Source organism: Cytophagales bacterium (genome assembly GCA_033344775.1).
Taxonomy (GTDB): domain Bacteria; phylum Bacteroidota; class Bacteroidia; order Cytophagales; family Cyclobacteriaceae; genus JAWPMT01.
On the sequence record JAWPMT010000006.1, the window covers coordinates 310,257 to 327,359 of the forward strand.

Genomic DNA, 17,103 nt, shown 5'->3' on the forward strand with positions numbered 1-17,103 from the left:
TCATAGTCTGCTTTGTACGGCTTCTCTCAATGATTCCAGTGATACACCAGTGACACGCTCGTAATGGTCACTAATGGCCGCCAGTTTGATAGAAATGGATGTTCGACCATCATTTGTTATCGTACAGTCTTCTGTTTCGCAATCAGGATCCAACTGAATGAAGTTGCTATCAAAATCAGGGTCGAAGAAAAAGAATGCTACTGTTTCGGCAAAGTCTTCGTTGGGGGAACTGGTCGCATATGGAGAAACAAATCCTCGACTTAATGCTTGTTGATCATTGAGTGTAAACCAGGCTCCAGCGCTGGTGTAGCCAGTGGCTGTAAAAGTTTCAAACGCATTGGGAAGTTTGTACCGCTGATGAACCGTGTGGGCAAACTCGTGATATACGGTCCGTAGTTGCAAATCTCTCCATTCCAGATCTGTAGGATCCACCGCATTTACATTGGTGAATGTGATCTGTGCTCCGGCATCTGCTGTCCCCAGCGTCACGGTCCCATCATTGTTAAAAATCAATCCACCCAGGAACACAATTTCCGCTGGCACATGATTCCTGAAAAATTCTTCCCCATTGGGCACTTCCAGATAAGGATTGATCCAAAAGTCTTCGATGAAATCCAGCATTGGGCGCACTGCCTCTAATCTGGGTGGGGTCACGCGCTCTGTAGGGCTGACATAGTTGTCAACAAACTTATAGCGAATGGCCATCCCATATTCTTGCGTAAAATTCTGGTCGATGTAGATGTCCAACTCAGAATCCAACCCGTCATCTGGTTCATTGACATCCACATTCAATTCCTCCGTTGGATAGCAGGCACTCAAGGCCAACCCAAGTACGGCTATCATCAAAATCTTTTCTGCCACATTTTTCATCATCTTCTGTTATCTCGGGTTCGGTTCAAGGCCACCAACTTCCTGGGCCGACTCAGGTATTTGCAGGACCTTTCTCAGGTCATCAGCGGTCAACAGGTCTGACCCTGAAGGTGAATCATGCTGCACTGAAAATTCAAAACGTTTTAGGTCGTACCATCGCATCCCTTGCATCAGAAATTCCTTCTGACGTTCGATAATGACATAATTGATCACATTTAGAAAATCGTCATTAGTACGGAACAGATTATTCAACAAATCCAGGTTAATCGTAATGTCTCCACCATCATAGCGGTTGTTGATCAAAATCTGTAGGTCATCAATGGCGCCCTGTTCATCTCCAGTGATGACTTTTGCTTCAGCTCGATTCAATAGTACTTCTTCGCCGGTGAACGCCATGTGAATGTAGTATGGGAAACCAACATTGGCATTCAAACTGGCCCTTTCAAACAAGTTCTGGTATCGTACAGGATAAAGAGCATTTTCTCCTTTCACAAAAGCCGGGTTCTCACGACGATCCGTTACCGTATTAGCAAATGGGTTAATATTGAATAGCCCTGAGTAATCGTTCCTGTCTACACCAAATGCGAAATCAAGTCGTTGCACCAGCGAAATTTTACGCATCAACAGCAAGTTTCCTCCTTGATCAGGAGAGGTATAAAGCTGTGGATAGGCAGTTATCGAAGAACTGGCATTTCTAAACTCATCGGAGGTAAGGTCGCGTACAAATGCATCAGGATTGGCTCCAAGCAATTGATCGGCGTAACGAATGACCTCATTGTAATCTCTTTGATAGAGGTAAAATCGTGTGGCAAAAGCCAGTGCTGCATTTCTGGTGAAGTGGTATTTCCCGGAGTTGGCAAAGAAAGTATCATCTACCAATCGCAACCCTTTCAAAAGGTCATCTTCAATTTCATTGTAAACTTTTCTAACGGACTCACGCTCATACCCCACCAAAAACTCCGTTTCTGGTACTTTGATGTACGGAATACCTTCATCGCTTCCTGCTGTCTGAACATTAAAGTGTTGAGCAAACATATTCACTAGCATGAAGTGCCCATAAGCACGGATCAATAAGGCTTCCGCCTCAATCGCATCTTTACGGGCCTCATCTTCCGAATTTTCAACCGGTAAACCATCCAAAATAGCCAATACTTCATTGGCGTGGGCAATGGCATTATAGGTCTCAAACCAGTAGAAGTCCGGTGTATCGAGTACCGTTGGGCCGCCGGCATCTACTTCCTCCCATCGAAAAATTTGTTCATGTTCCAGACGGATGTTGGTTCCAAGTGTCCATACCACATCGTCGGTCATCCAATCTGTAAAGTTTGGACTTGCAATGGAATAGCCACTCACCAGCAATTGCGCTGCTTTTTCCAAATCATCCAGCTCCACCCGGTTGTCGGGTTGTTCATCCAGAAAACCACAGGCACTGAATGAAAGAACAGTTGCGGTGAGAAGAATTTTGTTAATCGTCTTCATCAAAATCCTACGTTTAATGAAAATGTTATCAATCTGGGCTGCGGCAGGGAAACTCCCCCGGTGGAGAAGAATTCCGGATCCTGACCCCTTAAGTTTTCACGGTCTGAATACAACAGCGCCAGATTCAGCGCTTCAAGTGACACGTTAGCTGATGCTACACCCAATTTGTTCGTAACTTTTGGTGGAAGTACGTATCCTAATCGAACCGTTTTTAAGCGGACATAATCTCCACTTGCCACACGTTCCGTACTCTTATTATAGAATTGATAGGACTGCACACGACTACCACTGACCTGCGCTACTCCACGATCCAAAATGGTTGGGATGTTGGTAAGATCCTCATCGCCGGGAACCGCCCATCGGTCGACTAGCTCGCCGGGCAGCGCATCAAAATCCGTGTAAGTACCGAAAAAGGCATCATTCAATCGGATCTTATAACCAAACTTGAAGGACATCAACGCCATCAGCGTAAATCCTTTGTAAGTAAACGTATTGCTGAATCCTCCGGAACCACGAGGCTCTGTTGATCCTTCAAAGATCAGGATGTCTTCCAAACCTTCTCTTTCTTGAAGGTCAAACTGGAATACGCGCTCCCCATCTTCATTGAAAAATTGTGGGATACCTTCATCGTTCAGGCCAGCGAAATTGGTGGAAAACAGAGACCTTCTTGGTTTTCCTAACACGCCAGCACCTGCCTGCCCAATCGCGTCTACATATCTTGGACCAAAATCCAGGTTTGTGATCCGGTCACGACTGTAACCCATGTTCAGGTTTGTGCGCCATGTGAATCCGGCATTATCATAGTTCGTCGTGTTGATCGAAAATTCGAATCCTTCGATCTCCATATCGGCAAAGTTCCCGACTTTCAAGCCCTGACCACCGATACCACTTGTCTGCACCACACCGATTAGGTCAAAGGAATTTCTGATATAGTAGTCGGCTGTGACGTCTATTTTTTTATTGAATAGTGTGAAGTCCATTCCCACGTTAAATTCATTCAACTTCTCCCAGGTCAGTTCCGTGTTGGTCAATTCCTGGATGAACAACTGTGGCTCCACATCTGTTGGACGGAGGGTCACGTCTGATTGGATGTTGAGTAATGCGCTCGCACTTGGGGGCAAGTTCCCTGAGATACCGTAAGTCGCACGAATTTTAAGGTCTTCTATTAGGGGCACTACATTCATGAATTTCTCATTGTAGGCATTCCAGGCTGCACTTACGTTCCAGGTGGGCAGGAACCGCGCTTGCTGGCTTTTCCCCAATTGATTCGAACCATCGTAGCGGAAAGTGAAGTTCGCCACGTACTTGGATTTGTAAGAATAGCCCCCATTCAAAAACCAACCGATGAAGCGGTCTTTCTGCTCATCAAGGGTAAAGAAATCAATGTTTTGTAAGTTGAAAAACTCAATGATGTTCGGGTCCGTCACTACGACTCCACCACTTTCATAAATGACCCCAAGGCCGGTGGCACTTGATGCAGTACGATTAGTTAATCTTAGTTCTTGTCCTGCCAACACATTGACCTCATGGCGATCATTATAAGTCTCGGACCAGTTACCACTTACACGGCTAAAGAAGTTGATCAGGTCACTTTGATCCTGATAATTAAACCCTCCTTCTGGCAAAACGACTACAGGATTCAACCCCGGATTATCGGGATCTCGGAACAACAGGTTATTAGCTTCCTGAATGAACTGTGAACCATCCGCCCTGAAAGCTTCTGCCTGGTTGGAATTTTCGGTAATGATGTGATCCCTGGACGTACTTGCATATCGGATCTGAGCCACGCCTTTAAAAGAGAGGTTGTCCAAAGGCGCGTATTCGAAATCAGTTTGAGCCGAGACGTCTAATACTTCGATATTAATCAAGTTGTTATCCAGCTCATGCAGGATGTTGAAAGGAGCGAAGTTCCTTCTGAAAAACTCCAGGTTCCCATTCTCATCGTAAGGACGGATGGACCTTGCGGTATTTAAGCTGTAGCTAAAAGGGTTGATGTCAAAATCCCGGCTGAACTGACCGGTGATTGGGTCTAATTCCCGGTTTCTTGTACCAGGAACAGTTTGGTCACGATAAGAGGCCTGCAGCTTCAAGCCAAACGTGAATTGATCCGAGATGAAGTAGGTATTTCGCGCAGTACCGGTAAAACGGTTAACCTTGTCGGCGATGGTTTGGCCCTGATCCCCGAGGTAACTGATTGAATAGTAGTTATTCGACTTTTCACTTCCTGTCGTGAAACTCAGGGAATGCTGTTGCTGCAAGCCGAAATCACGGAACAGCACATCGAACCAATCCGTGTTAGCATTTTCATATTGGTTGAGGAATTCCTCGTTTAAAGTACCACCAGGTCCCCATTCCAATTCGTGGTTGGCAATCAGTGTAAACATCTTGCCGAGGGCACCATAGTTTCGGGCACGAACTGCGGTACTGATGTCTACCAATCCTTTTGCGGCCAATTCCCGGTACACAGACAACTCCTCCGCTGAATTGAGGAGGTCGAATTGATTGTAAGTCGGGCGCATTTTCCCAGAAAACTGGGCGGAGTAATTAACGCGGAGTTGTCCACTTTTACCACGCTTGGTGGTAATGACAATCACTCCATTGGCGGCACGAGCACCGTAGATCGCAGTAGCGGAAGCATCCTTCAGGATCTGGAAGGATTCGATATCAGAGGGGTTCAGGTTGGCAATAGAAGAACTAACCAGTGTGTTGGCATCCCCCGATATGAGGTCATCCACATTCACATTGTTCAGGTCCTCCAGAATAACACCATCCACCACAAAGAGCGGTTGATTATTTCCGTTCAGAGAGGCATTTCCTCTGATCCTGATCCGTGGCGTGGTGCCAAAGGTCCCTGAAACATTGTCTACGGTAACGCCCGCAGCCTGTCCTTCAAGTACTCGACTTACATCGACCATTCCCGTAGGACGAATGTCATCCATGCTCAGGCTTTCAGAAGCTCCGGTAAAGAGTTTGCGATTGACCTCCTGAAATCCGGTGATCACCACCTCTTCCGTAAGGATCGCATCCTCTTCCAGTGTAACATTGATAGAGGCCTGTCCTGTATAAGTGACTGAAGCCGTCTTCATACTGATCATCTGAATGGAAAGTTTATCTCCATTGCTGACAGTGATCGAGAAGTTGCCGTCAATATCCGTGACAGCCCCCTTACCGGTATTCTCATTGACTACTGTTGCCCCAAAAAGGCCTTCGCCTGATTGGTCAATAACCTTGCCTGTGACCAGTTTTTGGGCAAAAGCGGAGGTCGAGAGCAGACCTAAGAGAATAAAAATCCTGAAACCCCTGAATATCAAGCGCTACTAAATTTTATGTGAAATGAAATTTGGCTTACTGCCGATCGAAATCCATGGTGAACGTCATCTCGACAAATGCACCATACTCATCGAAGAATGCATTTACCTCATCATCCGTCAACGTATCTAAAGCCTGCTCATCATCAATGATGGACTGAGGCCATGCGAACCACACATCTGTAGTGACAAGCGTCATAGACCGATCGCTGATCTCACCATCGATAGTGAAACTTGTAGGTAATCCCTGAACATTGGTATCATCCTGATCCAGATCCAGGTCATCTCCATCAATTTCCCAGGTCCCTTCATCTTCGAAATCACCACTGGTACGTTCGATTTCACGGATATAAGTACCATCAGCATTGAAAATGACCAGATACTCTGATTCTCCATAAACTGATGACTGTTGTGGGTTCGTGGCAATTACAAATCCTGCAGGAGGGTCAGAAATGACTACATCATCCAGCTCCCAGGATCCTACGATCGGATTCACATCTGGTTCATCATCGCCACAGGCGACCAAAAAAGCGGCAGTAATCAGTAGTGCATAAAGTAGATTTTTCTTCATAACGATTGTTTTTTCATTAGGCTCGGAATCTCACCAGAACGGTTTATTTAGTTGCTTCTGGTTCTATTCGTGGCACACTGTTTTCAGCTAAGTAATTAAATAGCCGCTAAAGCTACATACTTAATATCAATAATAACAGCCAAAGCCCTTATTGGGATATGACAATTCGCAATGATTTTATCGATTTAATATTTGAACCGACATTAATCGATCAAAAAACTGAAGAAAATAACAGTATTTGAAAACTTATTAAAGCTGTTAATGAACGAAAATTACATTGAGAAACACCTTTTATTCATTTCCGAAGGACCCCTCCCTGCTTTAAGTCTGCATGACTTAAAGCAAGCTAATAATACCAAGTTTGTAACTTGGCAAAACATGTCATCAAAACACAAGATCGTAGATCATCAGGCGCTACACTTCATCACATTCGCTACCATTCAATGGATTGATGCACTTTCCAGGCCTTCTTACAAGCATATCGTCGTTGAAAGCCTAAGGTATTGCCAACAAGAAAAAGGCCTGATCCTCTATGCTTTCGTGATTATGAGCAATCATGTACACTTAATTGCTTCGGCTGCAGAAGGGAAATCCTTGTCAGATATATTAAGGGACTTGAAGAAATACACCAGCAAGCAGTTGCTCAAAGAACTAAGAGAGAACCCTCAGGAAAGTAGAAAAAGCTGGATGATGTGGCTTTTTAGATCTGCGGGAGATAGTAATTCAAACAATCAGGACTATCAGTTTTGGCAGCAAGACAATCACCCAATTGAACTTTCCACAAATGACATGATGGATCAGCGGCTCGATTATATCCATATGAATCCTGTCAAAGAAGAACTCGTAAGAGAGCCAGAACACTATCCTTTTAGCAGTGCTATTGATTACGCGGGAGGGCGAGGGCTCCTGGATTTAACTATGATCAGTTGATTTGGAAGTTGGAAACTTCTTTTTATTGTGTGACTTCAGTTGCAGACTGAAGCCAGTGGCTGTTTAAGCGGAAAGTTCTCGTAAACATGCTTCCACCTATAACAACTAACAATAAAAGGTGCGTTCTGTAAACTCGCACAGACTGCAAATAGCATCAACACCTATTGAATTCCCTTACAATTCAGTCCCAATCTCACGCAGTTCAGTAGCAAATCTTAGCCGGATCAGTTCGAAACACCCCAACAGAATCGCCCCCAGCGTGCTTTCCTCAGGTGTTTAACAAACTTCAACAATGAATAACAAGAAATTTATCAACCCAAGATTGTGGTCCATTCTGATGAGCTTCGCCATCGTAGGACTACTTGTTTCCTGCTCAGATGACGATGAGCCTTCAGTGGTCGAAACAACAGACACCATCGTAGACCTGGCGACCAGCAACGCAAACTTGACCGTCTTGACGCAAGCTTTGACCAAATTTCCTGATTTGGTAACTACCCTAAGCAATGAATCCGGTGATTTCACCGTATTTGCCCCAACCGACGAGGCTTTTGCTAATCTATTGGCAGCTGTAGGACAAACTTCTCTGGATGATATACCTGAATCTGTCATCAGAAGAATTTTGGAATACCACGTAGTTGCAGGTACATTGATGAGTACTGACCTAACGGATGGCGCTAATGCTTCCACGGTACTTGGTGAGAATGTAACGGTTGGTATTGACGGATCATCTGTTGCCATCAATACTTCCAATGTGACTATCGCAGATGTAGATGCTGCAAATGGTGTCGTACACATTGTGGACGCAGTATTAATTCCAGGACTAGAGGCTAGCATTGTTAATACGGTTGTTGAGCCTGCATATTTCAATGTGAACTTTACCACATTGACTGCCGCTGTTGTACAGGCAGACCTTTTGAGTACCTTGATCAACAGAGAGGCACAATTCACTGTATTTGCTCCAAACAATGCCGCATTCGAAGCTGCAGGTATCACTTCTTTGGAAGGCATCAGCAACGAAGATCTAGCAAATATCTTGCTTTATCACACTTTAGATAGCGAAGTACTGGCAGCGAACCTTCCAGCTACTGGTAGCACTATCGAAGCTTTAGGTGGTGACTTTTACTTAAGCATCAATGACAATGGTGTTTTCATCAACGGATCTACACAAGTGATCGCTACCGACGTAGACGCTGACAATGGTGTGGTACATGTAATCGACCGTACACTCGTAGCTCCTACTTCTAATGTCGTAGAAATTGCCGTAGCGTCAACGCAAGCGGAAACTCCTGAATTCACACAATTAGTAGCTGCTCTGACTGCTGTTGAAAATGATGCTTCTGCTGCAAATCTGATCTCTGTATTGAGCGGAGATGGTCCTTATACGGTATTTGCCCCCACGGATGCCGCTTTTGCTCAGCTTTATGCAGATGCAGGCGTAGAAGATCTGGACGGATTGATCGCTGCGGTCGGCATCGGAACTTTGGAGGCAGTATTGACTTACCACGTGATCGGCGAGGCCAGGGTATTCTCTACTGATTTGCCTAACCTTGGGACTAACACAGTGACTACCCTTGGCGGAACATTCACATTGGACCTTGCTTCTTTGAGCATCACTGAAACAGATGCTGCTTTGTCATTGAATGAAGACAATGATGCGGGTATCAGTAGTGTAGATATTCACGGTACCAATGGTGTGATCCACGTGATCGATAAAGTGATCCTTCCTTAATCAGGAATATTAAAAACTTTAATAAAGCCAGGCAATCTCCTAAAGCATGACGGGAGTTGCCTGGTTTTCCTTATCGCCATGTTCAGGACCAGGTACCGATTTCTGTACATTCTACTTTTGGGGATCTATTCATTCCTCAATTTAAAGTTCACAGAAGGGGATTCTTTGCTGGATTTTGAAGTGAATGATTACATTCTCTCCGGATTCATCCTGCTTTTCGTAGTATGCATCTGGGAAGGCAATCGCCTGCTGGCCATGGTTGCAGAACGATTCAAACTACCCAGTCTTCCCTACAGTGAGCTAATCACTCATTTTCTCGCCTCTATTTTTTTCATTGTTGTCTTATCTTTTCTGGGCAATTATTTGGCGCATTTCTCTGCTCAGGCCGGAGAAACCAACTTTCGACTGATCCTGGGCTTTAATTTTCGGATCAACTTGTTCCTGCATTGTATCAATGCGATCTCCTTCTATAGAAATAAGATGGAAGAGATGCGCATTCAGGCGGAACGCTTTAAAAAACAAAAGGCTGAGGCCCAATTCGATGCGTTGAGTAAGCAACTAAATCCGCATTTTCTATTCAATAGTTTCAATGTGCTTTCCAGTTTGGTCGATCAGGATCCTGTGTCTGCACAACAATTCATCAACCGCTTGTCCGGTGTGTATCGCTATTTGTTGAAAAATCAGGATAACAAACTGGTGAAACTGAAGGAAGAAATGAAGTTTTTGGAAGCGTACATCTACTTGATGAAGACACGCTTCAGGGACAGCCTGGTCATCAACAATCAAGTAAGTTCAGCAGATTCAAACAAATACATTGCTCCTTCCACATTACAGCTTCTGATCGAGAATGCGATCAAGCACAATGAGGTTTCTAAAATCTCCCCACTTTCCATTGAAATCTATCAATCTAAAGGTCATTTGATTGTAGAGAACAGCATCAAGTTGAAAGAGCAAGAGGTGGAATCATCTTATGTAGGGCTGGCCAATATCAAAAACCGATACGCCTTTTTAAGTGAAGAGAATCCATTGATCATTCATTCCAATGGCAAGTTCACGGTGAAAATTCCATTAATCGAAGTAGAAGAAAAGTGAGAGCAGTAATCGTAGAAGATGAGCAACTAGCGGCAGAAAGGCTGGCCGGATTGATCGCAAAAACAGATGCTATTGACGTGGTAGGCCAATTTGATACCGTCCGTGAAACCGTTTCCTTTTTTAAGAATAATCAAGAAGAGATCGACCTCATGTTCTGTGACATTCAGTTAGCGGATGGGCTGAGCTTCAAGATCTTCGAAAAGATCGATATCAACATTCCGGTGATCTTCACAACCGCTTATGATGAATATTCGCTGCAGGCTTTTAAAGTAAATAGCCTGGATTATCTTCTTAAACCGGTGCAATTCCCGGAGTTGCAAACGGCCATCAAGAAATACAGTACCATTTATCAGAAGCAAGCACAATTGATTGATGCCAATTTGCTAAAGGATTTGTTTGTCAAACGTAAATACAAGGAGCGATTTTTGGTCAAGGCTGGTACAAAATATTATCATAAGCCTGTAGATGACATCACTTACTTCTCTTCTGAAGACAAAATCGTGTACCTACACGATGGACAAGCGGGTAAAAAGTTCATGACGGACTTTACTTTAGATGAATTGGTTGCGGACCATCTGGATCCGGACAAGTTTTTTCGAATCAATCGAAAATTCATTGTTCACATTGAATCTATTGAACTTTTTAAACCTTATGCGGGGCAAAGGTTGTTATTGAAATTGCACGAAGGCCAGGTTGATGAGTTGTTGGTAAGCCGGGAGAAGGTCGTCGCATTCAAATCATGGTTTACAAAATGAGAACACTCTTCGTCTTACTGACATTTTTCGCAGCAACAACACTATCAGGACAAAATCTGGATTCTTTGAAACGAGAGATCCTCGCCATCAAACAGGAAACGCAAGACATCAACCTTCGGATCAACAACGCAGACAAGCAATTTCGGGCTGGTATTTTGGTTTCTACCTTGGGTTATTCGATCACCATTGCGGGAGGGTTAATGTTAGGTCGATCGAATGACCAATTAGGACAGGCGTTATTGGTAGCAGGTGGTATCACAGGAGCAACTGGCACTTATATTATGGTTGATTCTTATCGGGTTTTATCCGGGAAGAGAAGGAAGAAGAATGATCCACTAAGACAGGAATGATTTTGAAGTTGGAAACTTCATTTTATTAGTTGACTGTACTATTTTAAAAGCACTAACTGGTGAGAGAACCAGAACACTACCCTTTTAGCAGTGCCATTGATTACTCAGGAGGAAGAGGACTTCTGGAATTAACTATGATTGGCTGATGTAGAAGTTTTAAACTTCGTTTTATTGTTTGACTTCAGTTACAAACTGAAGCCAGTAACTGTACTTTTCTAAGAAGCACTCCCTGCAACTAAAGCCAATAGTCTGATCAAACCGGACTACCAGACATGAACTGCACGTACTCTCGACAACTAGATTTGGTGCCGAGATAAACCACCCGCCCTTCATTGTAAACCTGCCAGGTCGCTCCACTTTTGCTGTATCTGATGGTCATCCCTTTTTTACGATTACTCCCCAAAATTGCATTCAAAAAATTCATGTTGGTCTTTCTCCGCTAATTACGCAGATCAAGCATTGACCGAAGCGACAATTTAGACAGAAGCTGCATTGACCAGACAAAAGCGCCAAAAGTTCGGATAAACTGTTTACCGAAGGGTTTAGGATTTATCGGAGTTCTGTGACCGTACCAGAACAAGAAAAACTCGCAATCACGGGATAGTGTACTTTCGTAAAACCATTTAACTGAAAGCAACGATGCAAGGAAAACCCAGAACCGTAGGATTCAAAACTATTTTCGATCTATTGACACAACGGCAAAGACATTTGTCCATTCCGAGGTTTTACGCTCATGCCACTGGTTTTTATCTCCATCTTTACAATTGTTTCAAACATCAATGATGCAGGTATTCCAGAGGCTGATTATCAAAATAAATACAAGAAGAAGGTCAGCTAACCACGGCTACAATCACGGATATTGAGGAACAAAACAATATCTCCATCAATGAGGAACACCCATCCATTATTAGCTACCAATATTCGACTAATCAGGGGGAAGTAGTCGGGGTTTACCGGTCATTGGATCCGGAAAAAATTGGCCAAATGAAGATAGGGGATGATATTGAAATAAAGTATCTGAACGAACATTCCATGATTGTGGGGCTGGAACCGTTTGAATTTCCTTTTGAGGCTCAAATGATGCTGATGCCATTTCTGACCCTCGGGCTCATTATGGCGATCCTCCTGTATTTAAGGATTAGAAAAACTTTAAGTCTTTATAATTACGGAGTGGTCAAATCTGCAGAATTAATTGCTATGAATGTACAGCGTGGATTACCCATCACTGGGATTGGACAAGGAGCCAAAGTCCACTATCAGTACGAAACAACCACTGGAATGAAGGTGTTGGGTAAATCTTTCACGAACGACCACTCTTTATTGAATGGCATGAAGCAAGGAGATATGATCAATATTTTCGTCTCTGAAATCGACGAATCCAAATCATGTCTGATTCCAAAAATGATCAGTTACGGAATAATTGGGAAATATAAATTAACTGCTAGGGAAACGATTAATAGTAATCCTCCTCTTCAGATTCTATGGGAATAAAGTTGAATTCTATGTCAACAAAATAGGAAAGGTCTTCTCCGATCTCGAGTACATCCTCATCGTCCTCCTCATAGTACCAGTTGACAATGACGGTCTTTCCTTTTTCCTGAAATCCTGCCAGGCGTTTCAAAATACCGAGCAAACATTTGGTAGAACTGGTATTGAAATATTCTAAGGCAAAATTGGCAGTAAAATCCCCTCCGGATTGCTTAAACTGGGCATTTTCCAGGTAGTCGTAAATAGGACTATAAAAGTTGATGGATACTTCCGGGCTGGATCTTCCCTTGATCTCAAACAGCTCAGCAGCTGTATCCAGCATCACATAAGGCGTAACACTGGTTGGGTCAATCACTATAGGTTGTTGCGTTTCTTGATCCATGGTTAAAAGTCGATTCTAAATCCCATAACTAGTATATCGTCGATCTGCGGATAGCTCTTATCGTCAGTATTCATCCAGTTATGGAGTTCCTGATCGAGTAATTCCCGCTGTTCTTTCATTGGCTTTTCATGAATTTGCTCTAAAAACTTCATGAATCGCACACGTTTATATTTTTTGTTCAGTCGCCCTCCCATCTGATCCTCAAAGCCATCCGAGAATATGTAACAGGAGGTTCCAGGTGTCAGTTTCACTATTTGGCGCGTAAAAAACGGCTCCACGCCTTCATGCTCTTCACCGATAGATTGCCGGTCGCCGCGGAAAACTTTCAAGTTTCCTTTTTGTAAGAAAACCAGGTTGTTTTTCGCTCCGGCAAATTCGAGCGTTTTATTGCGTGTATTGATGGTACATATGGACAAGTCCATACCATCTTGCACTTCTTCTACATCTCTTTTTAGCGTTTTTACAATTGCCTTGTGCAATCTTAACGCAATTTGACTTGGATCAAGTATCCGGCGCATGCCAACAATTCTCTCCAAATGCTCAATTCCCAGCATACTCATGAACGCTCCGGGTACACCATGACCGGTGCAATCTACTGCCGCGATGACATATTTTGGGTCTTTGTAGTCAAGCTTTTTAAACCAGTAAAAGTCGCCGCTGACGATATCTCTGGGCTTGAAAAAAATGAATGAATCCTTGAAAATCTTTTTAAAAGCCGTCTGTTCCGGCATCATGGAAAATTGTATCCGCTTGGCATAGTCGATACTTTCCGTGATCTCGTTGTTCTTCTTGCTGATCAGGTCGTTCGCCTCTTGTAGTTCTTTCGCCTGTTGGGTGATTTTTTCGTTCAGCTCGGTGAGTGTTTCCACCCGACCGGTAAGTACATTTTCTTTGTTCTTTTTGGAAAGGATATCGATCTGCGAGCCATCCAGAATCTTTCGAGGCAGCAGCTCGATCATCATAGAGAAATCTTCCAGGCCTTTGTAACGCCGGGCTATGTCCTCATATGATTTCTCATAGATCTTTCGGGTAAAGTTTTCACTGAATTTGGTTTCAAGATTCCCGAATAAGGTGTGAGAAATATCAAACAACAAACTATACCAATCTGCTTCGTTCTTGGGCAATTCTTCCTGTAGCTTGAAAGGCACCGGCAAAAAAGCTTTATCGGGTGCATTCTCCAACCAGTGTTGTAGCGATACAAGCATCTTATCTCCGGCCGACCCGAGCAATTGATATGCCTTAGACAACACAGATTGAATGAAAACCTTGGAAAGTTCAATCGGTTGACGTTCCCGAGGCTGGAAAATGATCTGCAGAGACTCTATTTCAGAAGCAAAAGGATATTTCTCCTGAACCTGCACCCGTACATCTTCGCGGGATTTGATGGTAGAGGAATCCAGCTCTGTGATGTACTGCTCCAGTAGCAAATAAGTTTCCGGTAGCTGCTGTAATTGCTTGTCGGCGGACATGGAAGTAAACTTGCTGACTCGCGCAGACAGGATACTGTATTGCTTGTCGTCCGGTACTTTCTCTACCAGGAAGGTAAGTAGGTCGTAAAGGTTGTGTTTGAGCTCCTTTTTTGAAGGAGCTCCATCACGTTTGAATAATCCAAGCATTTAGGCGACTCTCGCTGCCTTAAAAATGTAGTAAAATCCAAGCCCTGAAAGTGTCCAGGTCACCATCAGTGCGACGATCCAGGTTATCTGACCCAAGGTAGAACCTAATAAGGTATCGAAGATATTAAGGCCAAAAAAGTGGTCTATCTGCATGTGCATGTGCCCTACGGCCATTACCACAAAGCCCCAGGCCATTAGCGCCATTCCTTTACCGAAAGTACCACCTTTGAGTGCACCAGCAGTACGAAGTGCAAAGTACATACATAAGAAAAGAAAAGGTAATTCAAGTACGCCAAACCACAATTCAAGTACGCTAGGCGCATCTCCATGATCCTGCGCAAAAGTAACAGTAGCAATTGCAGTGAGGGCAACGGTTAGTGCAGAGCGTTTAAATAAGCACGTCATTATTCTATCAGATTTAAGTTAGTTTCTAAATTTGCTGTAGCTGAAAAATAAGTGGCGGCTAGAAAATTAAGTCTCTACTTTCCCTGAAATTTCGCTGGTCCTTAGAAAAAGAAGTCCTCAATTTATCAAATGGCTCCAAAAAATCCAACTTTAAGTGACATCCGCCAGGCGCATCAACGTATCGGGCAGTACATCCTCAATACACCAATCCTTACTTCACACTCTATTGATGACATCACCGGATCAAGCATTGCTTTTAAATGTGAAAATTTCCAGAAAGTAGGCGCCTTCAAAATGCGTGGAGCCAGCAACGCGATCTTCTCTTACAGACCTGAAGAGCGAGAAACAGGTTTTGCGACACACTCCTCGGGAAATCATGCGCAGGCTGTTGCATTAGCAGCACAGCTGGCGGGTAGCAAAGCTTATGTGGTGATGCCCAATAATGCTCCCAAAGTGAAGGTCAGTGCTGTGAAAGGATACGGCGCAGAAATCGTCTTTTGTGAGCCCAATGAAAAAGCCCGCGAAGACACCTGTAAGGCGGTAATTGAAAAAACCGGGGCAAAATTCATCCACCCATTCGATGATCCAGCCATCATTGCAGGACAGGCTACTGCCGCGAAAGAATTTATTGAAGAGGGCCAGGATGTTGATATCATGATGACTCCTGTTGGCGGGGGTGGTCTAGCTGCGGGCACTGCCTTGTCTGTGCAGTACCTGACTCCAACTACGCAAGTGATCCTTGCAGAACCAGAGGAAGTCAATGATGCTTACCAGTCTTTCAAAACGGGCAAACTGGTGCCTGCCACCAATAAACCCACCATTGCAGATGGGCTGAAAACTTCCTTGGGCGAATTGAATTTTCAGATCATTCAAAGCCACGTCAAAGACATATTTACGGTATCTGAAAAGGAGATCATTTCAGCCATGCGGCTGGTATGGGAGCGGATGAAGATCATCATCGAGCCTTCGTGTGCGGTTCCATTAGCCGCCGTTTTAAAACACAAAGACGTTTTTGCTGGTAAAAAAATCGGGATCATCCTGACCGGAGGCAATGTCGACTTGGGTAACTTACCTTTCTGATTTATTTCTAACGTCTGGAAAATTCGAGAAAAATACTGATCATCGCCAATCCGAAAGCGGGCAATAACCGTGCGGTTGATGTTGCCAAAAAGGCTTTAGATTTCCTTCAGAAAAAAGGACTCGATTGTCAATTGGTAGAAACAACACTTGATCAAAATGCGCAAAAGGTAACAGAACAGCATCTAACCGATGACCATACGGACCTGCTCGTTGTTGGTGGAGATGGCACGGTAAATGAAGCAGTAAATGGTATGGGCTCTCATACCCCTGCGCTATCTATATTATCTAGTGGTACAGGCAATGACTTCATCAAAAACATTGAATTAGGGAATAATATTGACGAGCAACTCGATACTGCGCTGAATGGTCAACTCATTGATATTGATCTGGGTCTTTGCAACAGGAGAAAATTCCTGAATGGCGTAGGTCTGGGTTTCGACGGGCAAATCGTACGAGACATGTTGCATCGCAAAACCTGGCTGACTGGACACGCGGCCTATTATTATCATGTGTTGAGGATCCTCGCTTCTTATCAGGAAAGGACTTTTGAGTTTTCTCTCGATAATAATCCTCATCAAAAAGACCTTATTCTGATGACCATTGGCAACGGAACCACTTTTGGTGGTGGTTTTAAACTTACGCCGGACGCCAAACTGGATGATGGATTATTGGACGTTTGCCTGATTGGGGCCATCAGTGCGGCCAGAAGGTTCCTGAATGTCCCCAGACTAAGTAACGGCACGCATCTAAAACTCAAAGAAATTGAGGTGATTCAAACAAAAACCCTGGAGATCAAAGAAAACCCCCTACTTGAAGGGCATATCGATGGCGAATATCTGGGCAAGCCTCCTTTCTCCATCAGTTTGTTGCCCAAGGCGCTGAAGGTGCGGGTAAGGAAGTAGCATCAAATGCTTGGAGAGATGCCACTATGATCACATGGAAAATTGGAAAGGTCAGAAAACCCTAGTGTGATCCGTGGCATGACGTGTTAATTGTAACAAGATAAGTTCTACTATCCGTCATTCCGTGGATTATTCAAGCCTTTCCT

16 protein-coding genes are annotated in these 17,103 nt (G+C 43.9%); 8 read left to right on the plus strand and 8 right to left on the minus strand.

The features are described 5' to 3' along the window. Genes R8G66_31100 through R8G66_31115 form a run of 4 tightly spaced genes read right to left on the minus strand, consistent with a single transcriptional unit; the run spans position 1 to position 6,228 of the window. Entirely contained in the window at positions 1-873 is an 873-nt protein-coding gene (locus R8G66_31100) for a putative zinc-binding metallopeptidase (protein MDW3196865.1), read from the minus strand. Positions 874-879: 6 nt separating this feature from the next. Further along, on the minus strand, positions 880-2,349 hold the full coding sequence (locus R8G66_31105) for a RagB/SusD family nutrient uptake outer membrane protein (GenBank protein ID MDW3196866.1): 1,470 nt from the start codon (positions 2,347-2,349) through the stop codon (positions 880-882). After that, positions 2,349-5,660 carry a SusC/RagA family TonB-linked outer membrane protein gene (locus R8G66_31110; protein MDW3196867.1) on the minus strand — a complete coding sequence of 1,104 codons (3,312 nt, stop codon included), beginning with the start codon at positions 5,658-5,660 and terminating at the stop codon, positions 2,349-2,351. The genes R8G66_31105 and R8G66_31110 overlap by 1 nt, the downstream gene beginning before the upstream one ends. A 34-nt stretch (positions 5,661-5,694) precedes the next feature. Next, the gene (locus R8G66_31115; protein ID MDW3196868.1) at positions 5,695-6,228 is read right to left on the minus strand and encodes a DUF5004 domain-containing protein; all 534 of its coding nucleotides are present in this window, start codon (positions 6,226-6,228) and stop codon (positions 5,695-5,697) included. A gap of 378 nt (positions 6,229-6,606) precedes the next feature. On the opposite strand from R8G66_31115, the gene R8G66_31120 reads away from it, so the two are divergent. From R8G66_31120 to R8G66_31140, 5 genes are all read left to right on the plus strand, one after another. Continuing rightward, positions 6,607-7,158, plus strand: coding sequence for a transposase (locus tag R8G66_31120; protein ID MDW3196869.1), 552 nt, complete (start codon positions 6,607-6,609; stop codon positions 7,156-7,158). Positions 7,159-7,450: 292 nt separating this feature from the next. Further along, a complete protein-coding gene (locus tag R8G66_31125) occupies positions 7,451-8,887 on the plus strand; it encodes a fasciclin domain-containing protein (protein ID MDW3196870.1) in 1,437 nt (478 codons plus the stop codon). A gap of 78 nt (positions 8,888-8,965) precedes the next feature. Then, positions 8,966-9,979 (plus strand): histidine kinase, encoded by a 1,014-nt coding sequence (locus R8G66_31130; protein MDW3196871.1) that lies wholly within the window; start codon positions 8,966-8,968, stop codon positions 9,977-9,979. Continuing rightward, the gene (locus R8G66_31135; GenBank protein ID MDW3196872.1) at positions 9,976-10,734 is read left to right on the plus strand and encodes a LytTR family DNA-binding domain-containing protein; all 759 of its coding nucleotides are present in this window, start codon (positions 9,976-9,978) and stop codon (positions 10,732-10,734) included. The genes R8G66_31130 and R8G66_31135 overlap by 4 nt, the downstream gene beginning before the upstream one ends. Then, entirely contained in the window at positions 10,731-11,084 is a 354-nt protein-coding gene (locus R8G66_31140; protein MDW3196873.1) for a hypothetical protein, read from the plus strand. The genes R8G66_31135 and R8G66_31140 overlap by 4 nt, the downstream gene beginning before the upstream one ends. Positions 11,085-11,337: 253 nt before the next feature. Here the strand turns inward: R8G66_31140 and R8G66_31145 are convergent, their stop codons facing one another. Next, the gene (locus R8G66_31145) at positions 11,338-11,499 is read right to left on the minus strand and encodes a hypothetical protein (protein MDW3196874.1); all 162 of its coding nucleotides are present in this window, start codon (positions 11,497-11,499) and stop codon (positions 11,338-11,340) included. A 569-nt stretch (positions 11,500-12,068) separates the two neighbouring features. On the opposite strand from R8G66_31145, the gene R8G66_31150 reads away from it, so the two are divergent. Further along, on the plus strand, positions 12,069-12,575 hold the full coding sequence (locus R8G66_31150; GenBank protein MDW3196875.1) for a hypothetical protein: 507 nt from the start codon (positions 12,069-12,071) through the stop codon (positions 12,573-12,575). On the opposite strand, the gene R8G66_31155 is transcribed toward R8G66_31150, so the two are convergent. The 3 genes from R8G66_31155 to R8G66_31165 are packed head-to-tail and all read right to left on the minus strand — an operon-like array spanning position 12,538 to position 14,975. After that, positions 12,538-12,954: a DUF1987 domain-containing protein gene (locus R8G66_31155; GenBank protein MDW3196876.1), complete on the minus strand. Its 417-nt coding sequence runs from the start codon at positions 12,952-12,954 to the stop codon at positions 12,538-12,540. The genes R8G66_31150 and R8G66_31155 overlap by 38 nt on opposite strands. Before the next feature lie 2 nt (positions 12,955-12,956). Continuing rightward, complete coding sequence (locus tag R8G66_31160) at positions 12,957-14,570, minus strand: SpoIIE family protein phosphatase (GenBank protein MDW3196877.1); 1,614 nt, start codon at positions 14,568-14,570, stop codon at positions 12,957-12,959. Beyond that, positions 14,571-14,975 carry a hypothetical protein gene (locus R8G66_31165; protein MDW3196878.1) on the minus strand — a complete coding sequence of 135 codons (405 nt, stop codon included), beginning with the start codon at positions 14,973-14,975 and terminating at the stop codon, positions 14,571-14,573. A gap of 129 nt (positions 14,976-15,104) precedes the next feature. Between R8G66_31165 and R8G66_31170 the strand changes: the two genes are divergently transcribed. Continuing rightward, positions 15,105-16,055, plus strand: a complete 951-nt coding sequence (locus R8G66_31170) for a pyridoxal-phosphate dependent enzyme (protein ID MDW3196879.1) — start codon at positions 15,105-15,107, stop codon at positions 16,053-16,055. Positions 16,056-16,093: 38 nt separating this feature from the next. Then, positions 16,094-16,957, plus strand: coding sequence for a diacylglycerol kinase family lipid kinase (locus R8G66_31175; GenBank protein ID MDW3196880.1), 864 nt, complete (start codon positions 16,094-16,096; stop codon positions 16,955-16,957). Positions 16,958-17,103 lie beyond the last annotated feature (146 nt).

What these genes read in the sequence shown, in the direction of transcription:
- R8G66_31160 (MDW3196877.1), bottom strand. Translation starts at nt 14,570, where the DNA reads ATGCTTGGATTATTCAAACGTGATGGAGCTCCTTCAAAAAAGGAGCTC.
- R8G66_31170 (MDW3196879.1), top strand. Translation starts at nt 15,105, where the DNA reads ATGGCTCCAAAAAATCCAACTTTAAGTGACATCCGCCAGGCGCATCAA.
- R8G66_31155 (MDW3196876.1), bottom strand. Translation starts at nt 12,954, where the DNA reads ATGGATCAAGAAACGCAACAACCTATAGTGATTGACCCAACCAGTGTT.
- R8G66_31100 (MDW3196865.1), bottom strand. Translation starts at nt 873, where the DNA reads ATGATGAAAAATGTGGCAGAAAAGATTTTGATGATAGCCGTACTTGGG.
- R8G66_31165 (MDW3196878.1), bottom strand. Translation starts at nt 14,975, where the DNA reads ATGACGTGCTTATTTAAACGCTCTGCACTAACCGTTGCCCTCACTGCA.
- R8G66_31105 (MDW3196866.1), bottom strand. Translation starts at nt 2,349, where the DNA reads ATGAAGACGATTAACAAAATTCTTCTCACCGCAACTGTTCTTTCATTC.
- R8G66_31125 (MDW3196870.1), top strand. Translation starts at nt 7,451, where the DNA reads ATGAATAACAAGAAATTTATCAACCCAAGATTGTGGTCCATTCTGATG.
- R8G66_31130 (MDW3196871.1), top strand. Translation starts at nt 8,966, where the DNA reads ATGTTCAGGACCAGGTACCGATTTCTGTACATTCTACTTTTGGGGATC.
- R8G66_31140 (MDW3196873.1), top strand. Translation starts at nt 10,731, where the DNA reads ATGAGAACACTCTTCGTCTTACTGACATTTTTCGCAGCAACAACACTA.
- R8G66_31150 (MDW3196875.1), top strand. Translation starts at nt 12,069, where the DNA reads ATGAAGATAGGGGATGATATTGAAATAAAGTATCTGAACGAACATTCC.
- R8G66_31115 (MDW3196868.1), bottom strand. Translation starts at nt 6,228, where the DNA reads ATGAAGAAAAATCTACTTTATGCACTACTGATTACTGCCGCTTTTTTG.
- R8G66_31120 (MDW3196869.1), top strand. Translation starts at nt 6,607, where the DNA reads ATGTCATCAAAACACAAGATCGTAGATCATCAGGCGCTACACTTCATC.